The organism is Cellvibrio fontiphilus, from assembly GCF_042646205.1.
GTDB classification, from domain to species: Bacteria; Pseudomonadota; Gammaproteobacteria; order Pseudomonadales; family Cellvibrionaceae; genus Cellvibrio; species Cellvibrio fontiphilus_A.
Map to the genome: position 1 here is coordinate 488,754 of NZ_JBHRTF010000002.1, position 17,899 is coordinate 506,652.

The 17,899-nt window shown below is 51.0% G+C and carries 13 protein-coding genes; 6 read left to right on the top strand and 7 right to left on the bottom strand.

The window, feature by feature from the left end:
- The first annotated feature begins 124 nt into the window (after positions 1-124).
- Positions 125-3,808 (top strand): thrombospondin type 3 repeat-containing protein, encoded by a 3,684-nt coding sequence (locus ACFODX_RS03950; RefSeq protein ID WP_378116270.1) that lies wholly within the window; start codon positions 125-127, stop codon positions 3,806-3,808.
- 326 nt (positions 3,809-4,134) lie between these two features.
- Positions 4,135-5,907 (top strand): pectate lyase family protein, encoded by a 1,773-nt coding sequence (locus ACFODX_RS03955; RefSeq protein WP_378116272.1) that lies wholly within the window; start codon positions 4,135-4,137, stop codon positions 5,905-5,907.
- An 81-nt stretch (positions 5,908-5,988) separates the two neighbouring features.
- Here the strand turns inward: ACFODX_RS03955 and ACFODX_RS03960 are convergent, their stop codons facing one another.
- Genes ACFODX_RS03960 through ACFODX_RS03975 form a run of 4 tightly spaced genes read right to left on the bottom strand, consistent with a single transcriptional unit; the run spans position 5,989 to position 8,555 of the window.
- Positions 5,989-6,648, bottom strand: coding sequence for a Bax inhibitor-1 family protein (locus ACFODX_RS03960; protein WP_378116274.1), 660 nt, complete (start codon positions 6,646-6,648; stop codon positions 5,989-5,991).
- Between the two features lie 25 nt (positions 6,649-6,673).
- Positions 6,674-7,303 (bottom strand): FMN-binding negative transcriptional regulator, encoded by a 630-nt coding sequence (locus ACFODX_RS03965; protein WP_378116276.1) that lies wholly within the window; start codon positions 7,301-7,303, stop codon positions 6,674-6,676.
- Between the two features lie 30 nt (positions 7,304-7,333).
- Positions 7,334-7,663, bottom strand: a complete 330-nt coding sequence (locus ACFODX_RS03970; RefSeq protein ID WP_378116278.1) for an antibiotic biosynthesis monooxygenase family protein — start codon at positions 7,661-7,663, stop codon at positions 7,334-7,336.
- 58 nt (positions 7,664-7,721) lie between these two features.
- Positions 7,722-8,555: a hypothetical protein gene (locus ACFODX_RS03975; RefSeq protein ID WP_378116280.1), complete on the bottom strand. Its 834-nt coding sequence runs from the start codon at positions 8,553-8,555 to the stop codon at positions 7,722-7,724.
- Between the two features lie 274 nt (positions 8,556-8,829).
- On the opposite strand from ACFODX_RS03975, the gene ACFODX_RS03980 reads away from it, so the two are divergent.
- On the top strand, positions 8,830-10,341 hold the full coding sequence (locus ACFODX_RS03980) for a methyl-accepting chemotaxis protein (RefSeq protein WP_378116282.1): 1,512 nt from the start codon (positions 8,830-8,832) through the stop codon (positions 10,339-10,341).
- A 157-nt stretch (positions 10,342-10,498) separates the two neighbouring features.
- Entirely contained in the window at positions 10,499-11,449 is a 951-nt protein-coding gene (gene dmeF / locus ACFODX_RS03985) for a CDF family Co(II)/Ni(II) efflux transporter DmeF (RefSeq protein ID WP_378116285.1), read from the top strand.
- Positions 11,450-11,513: 64 nt separating this feature from the next.
- Here dmeF and ACFODX_RS03990 read toward each other — a convergent pair whose 3' ends face one another.
- Positions 11,514-12,191: a YkgJ family cysteine cluster protein gene (locus ACFODX_RS03990; RefSeq protein WP_378116287.1), complete on the bottom strand. Its 678-nt coding sequence runs from the start codon at positions 12,189-12,191 to the stop codon at positions 11,514-11,516.
- A gap of 489 nt (positions 12,192-12,680) precedes the next feature.
- On the opposite strand from ACFODX_RS03990, the gene ACFODX_RS03995 reads away from it, so the two are divergent.
- Together ACFODX_RS03995 and ACFODX_RS04000 are read left to right on the top strand one after the other, a co-directional pair.
- Positions 12,681-14,114, top strand: coding sequence for an alpha-amylase family protein (locus tag ACFODX_RS03995; RefSeq protein ID WP_378116289.1), 1,434 nt, complete (start codon positions 12,681-12,683; stop codon positions 14,112-14,114).
- 205 nt (positions 14,115-14,319) lie between these two features.
- Positions 14,320-15,399 (top strand): SGNH/GDSL hydrolase family protein, encoded by a 1,080-nt coding sequence (locus tag ACFODX_RS04000; RefSeq protein WP_378116291.1) that lies wholly within the window; start codon positions 14,320-14,322, stop codon positions 15,397-15,399.
- A 118-nt stretch (positions 15,400-15,517) separates the two neighbouring features.
- Here ACFODX_RS04000 and ACFODX_RS04005 read toward each other — a convergent pair whose 3' ends face one another.
- Positions 15,518-16,918 carry a glycoside hydrolase family 5 protein gene (locus ACFODX_RS04005; protein WP_378116293.1) on the bottom strand — a complete coding sequence of 467 codons (1,401 nt, stop codon included), beginning with the start codon at positions 16,916-16,918 and terminating at the stop codon, positions 15,518-15,520.
- A 307-nt stretch (positions 16,919-17,225) separates the two neighbouring features.
- Positions 17,226-17,852: a cation transporter gene (locus ACFODX_RS04010; protein ID WP_378116295.1), complete on the bottom strand. Its 627-nt coding sequence runs from the start codon at positions 17,850-17,852 to the stop codon at positions 17,226-17,228.
- Positions 17,853-17,899: the final 47 nt, after the last annotated feature.

Below are 17,899 nucleotides of genomic sequence, written 5' to 3' on the forward strand. Positions count from 1 at the left end.
TTTACGGCTAGACTGGCGCGTGAATTCGGTTTGCTGCTGTCAGTTAAACAAAATCCCGCCCAGCCGATTTCCCTCTGTTTGTCCTTCCTAACAACACCAGATCTTTTTTGTGATGGAGCATTCTATGCACTCGCTATTAAAGGGAATTACCGGGTCGGTAAAACTCCTCTTTTGTTCGATCTTTTTACTCGCCGGCAACTTGGCCCATGCATTACATGTGGACACCCAAGTGGTGGGCGACAAAGCCTACTTCCTGTTTTCCGCGCCCAATAAAATCGCCGTGTACGACATGGCGCAGCAGAGCCAGGCTGCGGATATCACCCTCAGCAAAATTCCCACTGCCTTTGCGATTGAGGGCAATACCGCTTATATCGCCTATCACCGCGAGCTGCGCGCGCTCAATCTGACCAATAACAGCAGCGAGTTTGTGCGCAATACCAGTACCGATATCATCCGCGTAGTGCCCCTGGGTGATTATCTCTATGTCACGGAAACCAGCGGCGATATCAGTGTCCTCAGCAAGCAGGGCTTTGCGTTGCTGCAAAGCTGGTCAACCTGGTATTCCTCCGGCCGGGCGCAACTGGGCTCTGCCATTAACCAGGCGATTTACTCCCGTTCTGAAGGTATATCGCCCTCGGATATCAACAAATTCACCATTGCCAGCGATGGCCAGATTACCAACGCCACCGACAGCCCTTACCATGGCGATTACCCCAATGCCAGCCGTTTGTTCCTCAACCAATCCCAATCCAAAGTCTATGACAATGCCGGGATTGTGTACTTCGCGGCTGACCTGACCTACGCCGGCAGCCTGGCTGGCTCGCTGGATGATATGACCTTCAGCGGCGATAACCCGATTGTGTTGCGCAATACCCGCCTGACACTGTTCAACGCCAGCAACATAGAGCAGGGCGTTATTGACCTGAGCGCCAAACCTGACCTGATTGCAGCCCATGGCGACCGGGTTTTTACCTTTACCCTTAGCACCAGTGGCGTAACCGCAAGTTCGGTGGACATTTCCGGCTTTGACTTGCCCGAACCGGGCGAACCTGTGGACCCAACCGGTTTGGCCTATACGCCGGACATAGTAGTAAGTGATGATCAGGATCTGGTGTATCTGGTCGACCGCGAAAGCCTGAGCGTGTTTCGCTGGTCGCGCAGCCAACAAAAATACCTGACTAGCTGGCCATTGCTCTCGGCGCCGACCTGGGCCACCTATTCAACTGCCCACCAGCGCCTGTATCTGGCCTATGCCGATGGCAAAATCACCTACATCAGCAGCGCAGACGCCAGCCCCCAGGAAACGCACTTCACCAGTTTGCCCATCACCCCCAGGGGCCTGCTCGCTGCCGACAATTACCTTTTTGCCACCGATGCTTCCGGTGCCTGGGCGACCCACTACAGCTTTGGCGCCAACGGCAACCTGCTGGACTCCAAGGACTGGGCCTACATAGGCCAGCAATATGTCTGGAACCCGGTGACCAAACGTGTGTATTTACACCGCGACGACACCTCGCCCAACGATCTGGTATGGCGCGAGCTGGATACCAACACCGGTTTGCTGGGTGGCGATGGCGACTCACCCTACCATGGCAGCACTATCAATACCCGCTACCCATTGATTGTCAGTAACGACGGGGAATACCTGCTCAATGGCGCCGGCCAGATTCTCAGCGCCTACACCGGCACACTGCTCAATGCGTTATCCAACTCGATCAACAGCGGCGTGTGGATCGGCAGCCGCCTGATTACCATCAGCAGCCAGAATAACCTGCAATTTTGGGGTGCTAACTTTTCTCTGGATTCCAACTTCCCCCTGACTGACGCCACCAGCGCACGTCTGTTTAACCTCAACAATCGCTTGGTCATTGTTAAACAAACCACAACCGGCCCGGCGTTTGCGGATTACGACATCAACAACCTGCCCGACAGCGATAGCGATGGTAAAAACGACCTGCAGGATAACTGCGTAAATGCGGCAAACGCCGATCAAGCCGACTATGACGACGATGGTCTGGGCGATGCCTGTGATGATGACGACGATAACGATGGTCTCTCTGATAGCGTCGAAGTTTCGCTTGGGCTCAATACGCGCAACGCCAGCGATGCCGATGGCGATCTGGATGGCGACGGCTTCTCCAACCGGGTGGAAAATCTCCTCAACTCTGACCCCAAAAGTGCTGGCTCTGTGCCCACGGCGCTGAGCTTCTACAGCCAGAATTTTGAACAGGGCTGGCCGAGCGGTTTTTACAATGCCGCCGGTAAGTTGCCCTGGACAGTGCAATCCGGTGGTGTTGGGGGCAATGGCTACATGTTGCAGTCCACCCCCTTTAGCAACGCCAGCCAATCCAGCGAAGTGTCCTTCACCAGCCTCTTCGACGCCGGCCAACTGTCGCTGAAATTCAAATTTAACGGTAACAACTACTACGTCTACAGGTTTGAAGTGCTGGTGGATGGCAATGTGCGCTACGACAGCTATGGCCAGAGCGAATGGAGCGCCATGAACCTGGAATTAACGCCAGGTGTGCACACCATCAGCTTCCGCGTGAGTGCCAGTTACCTCTGGGGCAACGAGGGTCAAGTCAGCTTCAGCATCGATAACCTGATCTTTGATAAAGATGATGACGGTGACGGTTATGCCAACAGTGTCGATAACTGTCCCGCCCTGTACAACTGGTGGCAGACCGACAACGACAAGGATGGCATAGGCGATGAATGCGATAAGGACCCTTACAACCTGGACACCGATGGCGACGGCTATGGCGATGTGCGCGATAACTGCCCCAATGCAGCTAACCCCGACCAGGCCGATATAGACACCGACTCCATTGGCGATGTGTGCGACCCAACCGACGACCGCCCGGCAGATAGCGATGGTGACGGCCGTTACGATATCTGGGATAACTGCCCGCTGATCGCCAATGCGGATCAAGCCAATCTGGATTGGGATGGCAAGGGCGATGTCTGCGATGAGGATGTTGATGGCGACGGAATCAAAGGCACAGACGAAGCCAAATACAGCTTTTTAAGCGACCGCGACAGAAATGACGCCACGCTGGATCAGGATAGCGATGGGGTAAATAACCTCATGGAAATTAACTCAGGTCACAACCCCAACCAGGCAACTAGCTTCCCGGCCATTGACCTGTTTGATTACTACCTGCTGGGCGACCTGGACTACAGTTTTAGAGATATTGAAGGCGTTATCTCTACCACCCAAGTGCGCAAATCAGCGACAGCAAATGAATTTGTGATGATCAATAGCAACGGCTACACCTCTTACATGGAGCGCCGTACAGACGGTATCTACTTGAAGTCCGCTACTTATGGCGGCTCTTTTGAGTATCGTTACCACTACAACAACTGGGTAATAATGCCAAAATCCCTGAAGCTAGGCGAAACACTCGCCAGCAGTGCCAGTATCAGAGTTGAGTTGAAAGCAGATTCCAGCCAGGTTGATGAGCCGCGCTTTAACCGCAGCGTCCAATTGATTGAAACCGGTAAACACAGTTGGAAGGGTAGGGAATACGACTCAGTGACCCTGGAATTCAGCGACTCGCAAATCGGCCCGAGTGGCTACAGTTACAGCTATCGTGTTATCTACCTCAAAGGTTTGGGCAGCATTGGCGATGGCTCAGGTCAGTTAGAAAGCGCCACCCTCACCAGCATCGATAAACCCGCACCGGCCAACCCCGGTGGCGGCAGTAGTGGTGGCAAAAGTGGTGGCGGTGGCGGCAGTATTCCCCTGGCCTTGTTAATCGGCCTGTTAGCGCTGGCGGCTGGTTCACGTCGGCAGCGCGCCGGTTAATCGCTTTCCCGGTTACAAACCGCGCGCCCTGTGCGGTTTGTAACACTTCTCGCGTGTTTCCATTTCAGTTGTTAATTTCTGTCGCCCTGTTTTGCAACCGCATATTGCCAAGCGGTCGGCGCAGGCGTAGATTCAGCCTCCCGCTCCGGCGTTTCTGAAGTGCAGCATTAGCCTGCGCTCCGCTGTAGATGTTGTCCCTGAGCAGGAAAAAATAACAATAAAACTGCATGAATGTTCTGGACTCGCTGTAACTCTCCCAGATTGCAAAAATGGCAACTCGGTCAATCCGTCCTGTTTATTCCAATAACTAAGACGAGATTGTAACTATGTTAAAAAATTCTATTTCTGGCACCGCCAAGCGCCGTGTCAATTTCGCGCCTCGCCTGTTAGTCAGCGCCCTGGGTTTAATCGCCAGTGGCTCAGTGATGGCAGCAGCGACCGGAGGTTTCTCCACCACCGATGGCGGCAATGTCTCGGGCGCGCGCAGCTTTAACGCCTCCACCCACACCCAAATGCAGCAAATTATTGAAGACGCCAAAGACGGCGGCTATCCGGTCATCATCACCTACACCGGCAATGAGGATGCATTAATCAACCAAATGATTCGCGACCACACCGTGGACTCCTCGGGCAATTGCCCCAACCCGCGCTGGAGCGAGGCCTATCGCAAGGTGGAAATCAAGGAATCCACCCAGGGCGTTACCATTCAGGGCGCCAACGGTTCCTCGGCTAACTTTGGCATAGTGATCAATAAATCCAGCAATGTGATTGTGCGCAATATGAAAATCGGTGCACTCGCCGGCGCCTCCAACGATGCCGATATGATTCGTATCGACAGCGGCGTCAACGTGTGGATCGATCACAACGAATTATTTGCGGTTAACAACGAGTGTAAAGGTTCACCGGATGGCGACCTGACCTTTGAAAGTGCGATTGATATTAAAAAGGAATCGCAAAACATTACGGTTTCCTACAACGTCATTCGCGACAGTAAAAAAGTCGGGCTGGATGGCTCCAGCAGCAGCGATATAGGCGGCGGCCGCAAAATCACCTTCCACCACAACATCTACCGCAACGTAGGGGCGCGTTTGCCTTTGCAGCGCGGCGGTTGGACCCACATGTACAACAACCTCTATGACGGCATCACCAGTTCGGGCATTAACGTGCGTCAGAATGGTTATGCGCTGATCGAGAGCAACTGGTTCCAAAATGCGGTGAACCCGGTGACCTGCCGCTTCGACAGCAGCAATTGCGGCAAGTGGGATTTGCGCAACAACAACATCCGCAACCCCGGTGATTTTGCGACTTACAACATCACTTGGACCAGCGGCGGCACCATCGACGCCACCAACTGGACCACCACCGCCCCCTTCCCGATTAGCATTCCCTACAGCTATTCACCGGTCACCCCGCAGTGCGTGAAGGATAAAATCGCCCAGTACGCCGGTGTGGGTAAAAACGGCGCGCAGCTGACTGCCAGTGCGTGCAGTGGCGGCACCACCTCATCGGCGGCGGCGCCCTCAACACCTGCAAGCTCTGCCGCCAGCTCCAGCAGCGCGGCAGCATCGGGTTCCATCAACCTCTCAACCAGCGTTTCCGGCACCAGCGTTAACCTGAGTTGGTCTACCAGCAACCTCACGACCGCCTCGCAAGAGGTGTACCGCGATACCGACTCAGACCCTGCTGGTCGCGTGCGTATTGCCACACTGACCTCGGCAGCGCGCAGCTACACCGACAGCACCGCCAGCACCGCCAGCGCCGGTACTTACTACTACTGGATCAAAAACACCACCAACGGTGTAGTCACCAACTCCAACGCGGCAGTGGCGACAATTGGTGGCACCAGCAGCTCCAGCTCATCCGCAGCGAGTGGCGCACCCAACCTGACTGGCACTGGCGACTACCCAGACGGTTTCTCCAAATGCGCTGACCTGGGCGGCACCTGTTCCGTCACCTCTGGCGACGGCTGGGTAGCCTTTGGTCGCAAAGGCAAGTGGGTACTGAAGAAAGTCTCGGTACCAGGCTCTATCGCTTGCACCGTATCCGCCTTCGGCTCAGATCCACTGGGCAACCCCAACAAGTGCTCCTACAAACGCTAATGATTTTGTAGCGCGCTAAAAACAAAAAACCGATCTCACAAGGATCGGTTTTTTGGTTTTGGGATAGGGTTAAACAAGGTTTTACTTTCTGCCTAATATCCGCAAAATTCGCAAAAATAAATTAATGATATCCATATAAAGCGCAGCAGCACTATCAACTGCATTATCGACTGTTTTGGGAATTTGGTTTGCTCTTCCCCAGTCATAACCAATGTAACCGCAAAATAAGATCGCCACCGCCCAATCAATCCAGTTGTGGTGAATACCCAATAAAAATATCTGCACCAGTTCGATTACCAGAACAGCCAACAATGCCACGGTTAACGCACCGGAAATTTTCTGAAAAAACTTAGGGTACATAGCCCCTAATATCATCATCACCAACGTCACACCCGCGGTTATGCGAATTGCCTCAATGACTAATGTTTCATCGTATCGGGAAACAACCAAATTCACGATCAAACCAAAAGGAACAACAACGAAGTTATAACCGATAAAACTAACAATCGGTTTATCGGAAGAGTTGAATAAATAAATCCCAAAAAAACAGGAAGCAAAATAACCAATAAAAAATACCCAGGGATTGATAGCTCTCAGGGATTCAGGCTCTATATTTATCACCAACAACCAATTGACAAAGAAACCCCAGAACAAACACAACCCTATGACAAGGTTATAAAGTGCAGGACTAATTAGTGCATCAGCCGTAGATGTTCTATCAAACACATTGGATTCAAACATGGACATTTCCCTTTTTGTTAGCGTTTTACTTTCTATTTAATCTTGAAAAAATTTGCTCTGCCATTAGAGGGTGCTGTTGCCCCAAGCCCTCTGCTATACCTGTCTGATTCTCTGTAGATTGATTTTGACTTAGCTTAAATTTTCCCATCACTTCACTGACCACAACTTCAAAGCCAACGATTGCTGGCAGCAATTTTTGAATATATTCCTCAGGCGCATCGGCAACCAACCAAGGATACTCCAGTTTATTTTCCTGTTGCGCAGTTAAATTATTTAGCAGCGCTAATTTCCAGCTGGGGTCGTGAATGAATTCAATGCAACCTTTTACGTGAACAGCTGAATAATTCCAGGTAGGTACAACCCTGCCGTCCGTTTTTTTGGAGGGCAACCAAGACGGCGAAATGTAGGCGTTACTGCCCTGAAATATAAGCAGTGACTGCTGTAAACCAGTAATGTTTTTCCACAGGGGATTGGCGCTGGCAATGTGGCCTTGTATGCACACCTTGTGTGGGTTTTGAGTATTCAAATACACCGGCAGATGGTCAGCATTCAAACCACTTTGTGTATTGGTAACCAAGAGCGCGAATGGATTTCCCCTGATAAATTCGTACAGCAGATCGCTATCAGACTCTGCAAAATGTTTTGGTATGTACATCTGTGATTCCACTCCTTCGGTGTGTGTTTTTTATGGATTACTTTTTTGCACAGGCAATACACCAAATTCAGTGTTGCCATAGGTTTTTAACACCTGAGATATCACAACCTGATACCCATCAAGCCATTTTTCCTGGGATGCTTTAGCTTGCAAATGCTTGGGGTGCCGCACTAATTCATGCAACGCCTCCAGGGATTCCCAATAATACACATTGGATACAAACCCACTCTCTGGATTCTCCCAGCTTTCCTCACACAAATAGCCGGGGATAGATTTGGCCGCATCGGCGATTGCCTTATCCAAGGCATAAAACTCTTCGTCAAATTGCTTTTTTAAAAATATAAAAGTAGATGAATACACCTGATGTTTATACCTATGAATAGTTAATATTTACTCAATCGATCATTTCTGGATGAAATCAAATTCCCCAAACCGCTTCAAGCATGGAGTAACCCTTGGGGTCATAGGATTTTAACTCTACTTGATTAAACGGATAATAATCGCCACCCACAAAATAAATTGCAGACAATTCCGCAAAGTATTCTTTTTCATTCGTGGAGGCGTAAGCAGGTTTCAATATTTTTCCATTTATATCTTGTTGCGAAAGATAAAGGCCACTTTGTCTGGATGAAAACCACGCCTGCTTGAGTAAAGGGTAATTATTAGACCAGTCTTCGTAATGCCAGGCATGGGCTAGCTCATGCACCATAACTTTGTTAACCCATAAATCAGGAAGCCAAAGAAAATTTTCAAGGTTGTAAATAACAATTGAATGCGACCATCTTTTATCGCCTAGAAGAAGATTAGGATCTCCGCTGACAGGGAAATATCTGAGGCCATTATTTTCACCACCTAGTTTTGCGGTTGGGCCAAGCATGATGTAAAAGCTGACTTTTTTTAAATAACTATGGCTTGATTTTGGTATTTTTGAAAAAACATAATCCAACGACTTATTAAGCCTTTTAACAGCCAGGCTCATGTTGGCTTTATCCTTTTCACTCTCAGGTAGCTCTATAAAAACCTGATAAGCTGAACTTTTATTTTCGTATTGTCTTTGCGGGTAACGATAATTTACCCGCGTATCTTTAGATACATTAATGTCAATACTTTTACTTTCTGCACCGCATTGTTTTTCATCATCCGTAAAGATAGTTTTGCCTTGTTTTATACAGGAAAATACTTTTGCGCTTACAGGTACTGAATTGAATATCACAATGATTAGTACAGATATTAATAATTTAAATGCGTCCATGTTATTTATTGCCTAAAAATACTTATAAAAATCCAGATGACACAGAACCGGTAAAACCCCTGCAACTCCCAATGCGGTAGACCGCGCAGGCGCTCCCGGTTTTTTGCGAGCGCCCGAATATATAGGCTACCAAAACACAGGGCCAGCGTTTTTTCGGCGCTCAAGCTTCGCCGAACCTCCATCACCCCGCCAAAGCACCAAATTGGAACAACGGCCAACTCAGGTCTAGAGTTAATATCTAGTCACGCAGCGATTGCATAAGAAGGAGAGGGTTATGTTGGTGAATATTTCTGTGCCCAAACGTTTGGGCGGTGGGTTTGCGCTGGTAACGCTGACGTTTTTGGCGCTGTTGGTGTTTGTGGCTTATGCCTTTCACACCGAACACGCCACCACCAAGTTAATTTTGAATAATTATGTGCCCGGCACCAGCACCCTGTACTCCGCCGACCGGGATTTGCAGCAGGCACTGGTGGCGGAGCGCACCTTGATCGCGACTGACCCGGCAAGTGAACAATTCAAAACCCTGCTGGGCGAGCACGCCGAGAACAAACAACAGGCCCGCGAGCGGGTGGATGCGTTTTTTAATTTGATTGAGGACGCCAAACTCAATGAGCTGCGCAATAACTACACCGGCCTGCGCGATAGCTGGGAGGCAAGCACCGATCAGGTAGTGGCTATGGTGCAACAGCCGGATGCCGAGTCGCGCCGTTTGGCACTGGAGTTAAGCACCGGTAAAGCCGCCGCCGACTTTGAGGCGATGCGCAATGAACTGGATTTAATGCAGGAGCGGCTGGAGCAAATTCTGGCGGCGAAACAGGAGTCGGCCATTAGTAACTTCCAGCGCACTTCGCTGACCATGTTAATCACCGCATCTATCGGCGTGTTGCTGGCGATTGGTTTATCGGTTGCGCTGTTCCGCAGCATTACCACACCGCTGCAAATTGTGGCCAACGCCGTGCGCCAGTTGGCGGAGGGCAATTTAACGTTCCGCAGCCGTAGCGAGCGGCGCGATGAATTTGGCCAGTTATTGAATGCGATGAATGAATCCATGGAGCGTTTGTCGCGCACCGTGACCGATATTTTGAATACCTCGGATGCACTTACCAACGCCTCTTCACAGGTATCGGCCACCACCCAAAGTCTGAGCCAGGCGACTACCGAACAGGCCAGCAGTGTGGAGGAAATTTCTGCATCGCTGGAGCAAATTTCCAGCTCCGTAAAACAAAACGCCGACAATGCGCGCGTCACCGATGGCATTGCCGCCAAAGCCTCACAACAAGCCGGAGAAAGCGGGGCGACAGTATCCAAAACTGTGGAGGCCATGCGCCAGATCGCCGAGAAAGTCGCCATCATTGACGACATTGCCTACCAAACCAATTTGCTCGCCTTAAACGCGGCGATTGAAGCGGGGCGCGCCGGTGAACACGGGCGCGGGTTTGCGGTAGTGGCGAGTGAAGTGCGTAAACTGGCCGAGCGCAGCCGCGTAGCGGCCCAGGAAATTGATGAGCTGACCGCCGGCAACGTGCGCCTGGCGGAGCGCGCCGGTGAGCTGTTAAAAGATATGGTGCCGGCGATTACCAAAACCTCGGATTTGGTACAGGAAATTTCGGCCAGTTCGATGGAACAATCCACTGGCCTCTCGGAAGTCAATTCAGCGATGTTGCAAATCAACCGCGCCACCCAGCAAAACGCGGCGGCAGCAGAAGAGTTGGCAGCGACCGCCGAACAAACCAACGATCAATCGCAACACCTGCAGCAGTTGATGTCGTTTTTTAAAGTTGCCTGATACCGCCAAGGTCACCTGACCCATGGTTTGCCCGGTGCACACTGTGCCGGGCAAATGCGCACTGACCAATCCCCTCGCACCACACATTGCCAGCGCCACTCGCACAGCGGCATTATGGCGACCCGTTTATAACGCCAGTGTTAAACAAGGTTGCCCTATGACCCCCGCCCAGCACCACAAAACCTGCCATCACCCCATTATTAATGCCGCTAACCCGCTGGCCGAAAAAAATACCCGGCGCGCGGTGATACTCACGGCAGTCATGATGGTGTTGGAAATCGCCGGCGGCTGGTATTACAACTCCATGGCACTGCTGGCCGATGGCTGGCACATGAGTTCCCACGTGGTAGCGCTTGGCCTGGCGCTCTTTGCCTATGTGATGGCACGCCGCCTGGCGCAGGATGGCCGCTTCAGCTTTGGCACCTGGAAAATCGAAGTGCTGGGCGCCTATACCAGCGCGATTTTATTGTTGCTGGTCGCCGTGACCATGCTTTATCACTCCGGCGAACGTTTGCTGAACCCTAGCGAGATTCACTACAACGAGGCTATCGCGCTGGCGACTCTGGGCCTTGCCGTCAATTTGATTTGTGCCTGGTGGCTGAAAGACGGGCATCACCACCATCACGGCCATGACCACGATCACGATCACGATCACGATCACGATCACGATCACCAGCATCATGGCCACGAGGATCTAAATTTGCGCGCGGCCTATATGCATGTGATTGCCGATGCCGCCACCTCGGTGCTGGCAATTATTGCGCTCATTGGCGGCAAACTCTGGGGCGCCGATTGGCTGGACCCGGTAATGGGCATTGTGGGCGGGCTGTTGGTGGGCAACTGGGCGTTGGGTTTATTGCGCACCAGTAGCCGCGCGCTGCTGGATGCGGAAATGGACGCACCGGTGGTGAAAGAAATTCGCGACGTGATTGCCCAGAGCCCGGTGCCGGCAACAATCCGCGATTTGCATGTCTGGCGCGTGGGGCGCGACCAATACGCCTGTGTGGTCGCCTTGAACACCAGCGCCAATACCAGCGCCGATTTTTTTAAACAACAACTCGCCATCCATGAAGAGTTGGTGCATATCAGCATCGAACTGCACGCTTGAGCACCACAGCAGCTGGCCTTCACAACAACTAGCCCTCACAACAAATAAAGGGCGCAGGCGGGTTTTAATTTACTTCTATCGCCTGTTGAAAAGTTTTTTTACCGCGCAGGTAGCGTTTTACACAGGCTTCATCGGTCAGGGCTTCCTGCAAGGCGGTAGTAAAGTCGTACACCCGCGCATCCAGCCCCTGGTGTTCAATTGCCGCTTCAAACCCCTGGGAGTGGGCATCCGCCGCAATCGCCAGGGTTTCCACCATACCGGTGCTGATGTCCATATTCGCCGGGTCAGCAAAGGAGGCCTCGCAGGCGCTGGCATCGGTCGCATGGAAATTGCGGCAGCGATAGGGGCGCACCGGGTAGGCACTGCACTGGTTGTCCTGCAGGAGCGGGCATTTGAGGTTGGTGGTAAGCTGCTGTTCCGGCGTCATGTTGCGAATCTGCGCCGCATTCTGTGCTATTTCCTGCAGAATTTTTTCTCTCAGTTCGCGCGCCAGATGTTGATCCAGATAGGCGCGAATATTCAGCACCTCATGGGCGCGCACCTCCACTTTGTAATAACAGCAAAAGGCGCAGCCGGCGCGACAGGCCGGTTTGGTCGCTGCTTCATCAATCGTTTTGGCGATGAGTTTGTCGTAGCGGTTGAGCGATTTATTCAACGCCGCTTGAAACTGTTTTGCGCTGGATAAATCGCGCACCGCCGATTGGAATTCCCGCTGCGCGGTCTGTTGGAAAAAATCATTCATAAAACGCTACTTAATCAAAAAAAAGTAAAAATGCCGGCTGAAATTACTGAAGATGAATTTGTTAACGCAATCATCAACATAAATAAAAAAAGAGTTATAAACGACCAAACTGAATACGTATGCAACCGACTGTTCAATAATTAGCAAATGGCTTTAACTATTCCTTGTGCGGTTTGTACTTTTTCCTGTGCAAACAGCGCCCTAAATTAGCCGCAACACCTGCTGTCTGTGCGGCGCTCTAGTGAAATAACAATAACTCTGGATAGAGCTCAGGTTACCACCCATTTTGTCGCTGTTGCAGCCGTGCAACCCACACTGCCCCGAGCGATTAATGCGGATGATTTCATCCCACACTGGCCACACGTTTTTGCAGAATTATTTTCTGCGGGATAAGTGTTGCCCTGAAAAAAATAACCATAACATTTTCAATCACTACAACTGCCGCTGCAGAAATTTATTGCACTGCACACCGGGCAGGGGAGACTTACTGTGGATAATCGTTTTCTGAAAAATCGTTTTTTGAAGCAACTTTTGGCAAAAACATCACTGACCTTTACGCTGGCTCTGGCCAGTATTTCCAGCATCCAACAAGCCAGCGCCGATGCCATTTTACATGCGTTTGACTGGAACTATAGCGATGTTTCCGCCAAGGCCACGGAAATTAAAAACCTCGGCTACAAAGCAGTATTAGTCGCACCGCCGTTAAAATCCAACTCCGCCAACTCCGCCTGGTGGCAACGTTACCAGCCACAAGATATTCGCGTGATTGATCATGCGCGCGGCAATAAACAAAGTTTCCAAACTATGGTGAATGCGCTCAACGCCCAAGGTGTTGCTGTGTACGCGGACATAGTGCTCAACCACATGGCCAATGAGCGCAACGGCGCAACCGATTTCCCCGGCTCTGCCGCCATTAGCACCTACAATTCCAACACCACTTATTGGAACAACCAAAAATTATTTGGCGATTTAACCCAGGGTTTGTTTGGCGGTTACGATTTTAACCCCGCTAACTGCATTAGCGATTACAACGATGTGTGGCAAGTGCAAAACTGGCGTTTGTGTGGCGGCGCCGGAGATACCGGTTTGCCCGATATGAACCCCAACTCCTGGGTAGTGACCCAACAGCGCAATTATTTAACCGCGCTGAAAAACATGGGCGTGAAGGGTTTCCGTGTGGATGCCGCTAAACACATGACTTCCTATCACCTGAACCAAATTTTCACCTCCACTATTAAAACCAACATGTATGTGTTTGGTGAAATTATTACCGGCGGCGGTGCGGGCAATTTGGATAACGACCGTTTCCTCAGCCCCTACCTGCGCGATACCGACCACAAGGCCTATGACTTCCCACTGTTCCACAGCATTCGCAATGCCTTTGGTTTTGGCGGCAGCATGAGTTCTTTGGTAAACCCACAGGCGGTAGGCCAGGCGATTGATCAATTCCGCGCGGTGACTTTCACTGTTAACCACGACATTCCACTCAACGGTGGCTTCCGCAGTTGGATCATGGATTCCACTGACGAACAATTGGCTTACGCCTACATCATGGGTCGCGATGGTGGCAAACCTTTGATCTTCAGTGACACCACTGGCACTGACAACAATCGTTGGGTCAACGCCTACAAAGCGCCGCACATTGCCGCTATGTTGAAATTCCACAACAAAGTGCAAGGTCAAGGCATGGAAGTATTGGCGCACAACAGCTGTGCGATTTTGTTCCGTCGCGGTGAAGAGGGCGTAGTCGGCATTAACAAATGCGGCAGCCAACAAAACTTTAGCGTGAACACCAACAGCCGCTTCAAGTGGTATCGCAACTACCGCGATGTACTCACCAACGGCAATTTGGTTTACATCAGCAGCAGCAACTACACCTTCGCCTTGCCAGCACGCACGGCGCGTATGTGGTTGCCGGAGTAATACCAGCACATTTTTCTCACTCAGTTGTGCACCCCAAAAAAACGGCCGCAGGATAGCGGCCGTTTTTTATTGTGCGGTTGTAGCAAAGCGGCGCTGACAAGTTGCTTACCTTTCCTTTCACTTATCTGATTTATCTATTCCACGGCAGCGGTAATAATCTCGCGAAAAAAATATAACTATTGTTACGTCAACACACGAGGCCATTATGTGGAAATCCGCTCTGCTTTTTTCATCCTTAATAGCGCTGGCCGCTTGCACTAACCAGCCCTTACCCCAGCAAGATAACCCCCAGAATTCCAGCGCCCATTCGCCCGGTTTTAGCGGGGAACAGCAGCGCTTGATTGGCCGGTTTGATACCAGCAGCCCGGGCAAAGCGCAATTTAGTTGGCCGGGTTCAGCGCTGGAGTTTCGTTTTACCGGCACTCGCGCTGCGATCACTCTGGCCAGCACTGGCGATTTGCGCTTTCAAGTGGAAGTGAATGGCAAGCCGCAGGACTTGTGGGTAAAAGCAGGCGAAGCCAGCTATGAACTCGCCAGTGGTTTACCCCAGGGCGAACACCAGATTCGTCTGACGCGGCTCACCGAATCTTTTGCGGTGGTAAGCAGCCTGTTAAGTGACCCTGTGGTCGATGGCGAATTATTGCCCGCACCTGCCGCGCGCGAAAAACGCCTCTTGGTGATTGGCGATTCCATCACTGCCGGTTACGGCGTGGAAGGCCCAGATCAACATTGTCACTACGAAGCCAAGACCAGCAATCAGCAGCTGACCTACGCCGCCCTTGCTGCGAACACATTAAACGCCGACTTGCATGCAATCGCCTGGTCCGGCATAGGTGTGTGGCGCTCCTACGGTGAAAAAACCCCGGTAAACCCCAGCATGTTAGTGCGCTACCAACGCACGCTTGCTGACGATAGCAATAGCCGCTGGGATGCAACTGCTTATCAACCCGATGCGATTTTAATTAACCTGGGCACCAACGATTATTGGGAAGGCTCGGTGAGCGATGACTATCGCGCAAATATGAAAACATTAATCGCCATGGTGCAGCAGGATTACGCCCATAAACCGGTGTATTTAATTGTCAGCCCCATGCTAGGCGGCGCGCAGCGCGAATCGCAAAAAATTATTTTAGGTTCACTGACGGGCAAGGGTGTACAGCTTGTCGATTTGGGAAAAATTGAACCACAAGACGGTTTAGGCTGCGATTGGCACCCCAATAAAATTACCAACCAACGTATGGGCGATGCCTTGGTTGCACGTTTAAAAGCGGATTTGAACTGGTAAAACTATTCAGTGCCGTAATACGCGGTATCCACAACATAAAAAGCCCGGCTTCATTACGAAGCCGGGCTTTGTTTTTTTAATCTCCCTGAACAAAGTAACGCGAGGGAGAGATTAAAAACTATTTCGCCGCATTAACAATTGTACTGATAATCGTGGGATAAACCTGATTGCCAGAGTAGCGATCAAATAAACCCATACCACCATTGGCGGTGTAGCCATTGTCCCAATAGATAGGCACTAAACCACGGGTATAAGCCGCACGGGTAATGTACTGGTTCCAATAAACACGATAGCTTTCTGCTGCCGGAATATTGGTGCGTGAAATAGCCCCGAACTCACCGAGAATCACCGCCACCCCGTTATCCACAAACTTGGTTTTCATGCGCTGGAATTGATTATCCACATGCGCTTCATTCGCCCAGGTTTCTACGTTCGCGGAATTGGTGGCATTTTTACCCCACTGCCAGATGGAACTATTTTCATTTAACGTGAAATTGTAGGGGTCGTAAAAATGCACTTCCATCATCAACCGTTTGTTAGCGGAATCGCTCGGAATAGTGGCAAAACTAATCGCGTGATCGATGTTGGTATTAAAAGCCTGCACCACTAAATGGCGCACCGCATTATTGCCACCGGTAGCGCGCACCGCATTCACAAAGGTTTGGTTAAAACTGTTTTGCACTGTGTAGTATTCAACGGTTGGCGTACCGTAATCGCCATCCACCATCACCTCGTTGGTACCAGCAAATAATAAATAATCGTCATAGTTTTTAAATTGATTGGCGATCTGCGTCCACAATTTGGTGATGCGATTATTTACATCGGTTTGATTGGCGTATTTAGGCTGCATCCAACCACCGTCCCAATGGATATTAATAATCACATAGAGCCCGGCGCTTCTTGAATAATCCACCACTTGTTTTACGCGCGCCATCCAACTGCTGCTGATGTTGTAATTTGCATCGGAATACTGGGTCCAGGACACGGGAATGCGGATGGTTTTAAAACCCGCCGCTTTTACCGCATTAATCATCGCTTGCGTGGTAGCCGGGTTGCCCCATGCGGTTTCACTGCCAATCGCCTCCAGCGAATTACCCAAGTTCCAACCGGCGCCCATCAAAGCCGCCAGTTGCACACTGGTGAGGTTGCGCATCGCCGCCGTGGAAGCGGTGCGTGTTGCGCTCGCTGCGTTGGAGTTATAGCTTGCGCCACTGGCAGTAAATTTAATCCAATACCAGTAGGGCGTTCCCGCCACAGCGGTTGAGTCGGTATAACTTCTGGTGGATGCAGTGACCGTGGCAATGCGGGTTCGCCCGCTGGGGTTGCTATCGGTATCGCGATAAATCTGCACACCGCTGATAGTGCCACTGACCGTCCAGCTCAAACCAATATTGCTGGTACTACCGGTCGCGGTTAAACACACAGTCGCACCGCCGCCACTGCCACAACTTTGGGCGCTAGCAAAAGGTGAAATACAAAACGCGAGTAAAACGAGGATGGATGAGAAAAAGGATTTCATCTTTATTATTTCCTTTTGAAGTTTTTGAATTCCCGACACTACTGCAGGCGATACATCTCCCCGGAAGCCCGGGGCCTAAGCCAGGGTGAAAGATGTCAGCAGCCGGATTGCAAGGGGATGTGCAAAGCTACCAACAACGACCGCGCTGAACGGCCGCAGAAATACTAAGGGTAACTTTGACTAAAAGACTATAAAAATATTACAAATAGGACTTAATGAGTGCTTTGGAAACAGCCCAAGTTACGGAAAGGAATCGCCATTCACCGGTGTTTCATTTTGAAACATGGAATTGTTTTTATATATAAACCTATTCCACTGGCGTCAATTCACGCCGCGCCTGCTTGATCACCTGCCACGCGGCCGTTAACGCCAGGGTCGCCATAATCACCGCGACAATTAAATCCGGCCAAGCGGTGCCTGTGCCGAATACACCGAGCGCCGCAATAATAACGGCCACATTGCCCAGTGCATCGTTGCGCGTACACAACCACACACTGCGCATATTGCTGTCACCGTTGCGATAGGCATAAAGCAATATCGCCACGACCACATTCGCTGCAAGTGCCAGAAAACCAATCAGCGTCATAGTCTGCGCATCGGGCACCACACCGGTTATGGCATTCCATACTGCGTGGGCCAGAACCGCTATGCCAAATAACCCCATGGAGGCCGCTTTCACCAGCGAGGCTTTTGCGCGGGTTTGCACACTCATCGCCAGCACCCAAATACTAATACCGTAATTGGCAGCGTCACCCAAAAAATCAATCGCATCGGCCAGCAGCGAAACCGAATTGGCGCGCTGGCTAAAAATAATTTCAATCAAAAACATCAGCGCATTCACAATTAACGCGACCCACAAAATGCGCCGGTATTTGGGGTCAGGTGAATGGGATGGTTGATGATTGTGGTCGTGATGACAGCAGCTGGCACCCATGGGAACTCCAATATCGATATAACTCTGGAATAAATGTTGGGGTTCGC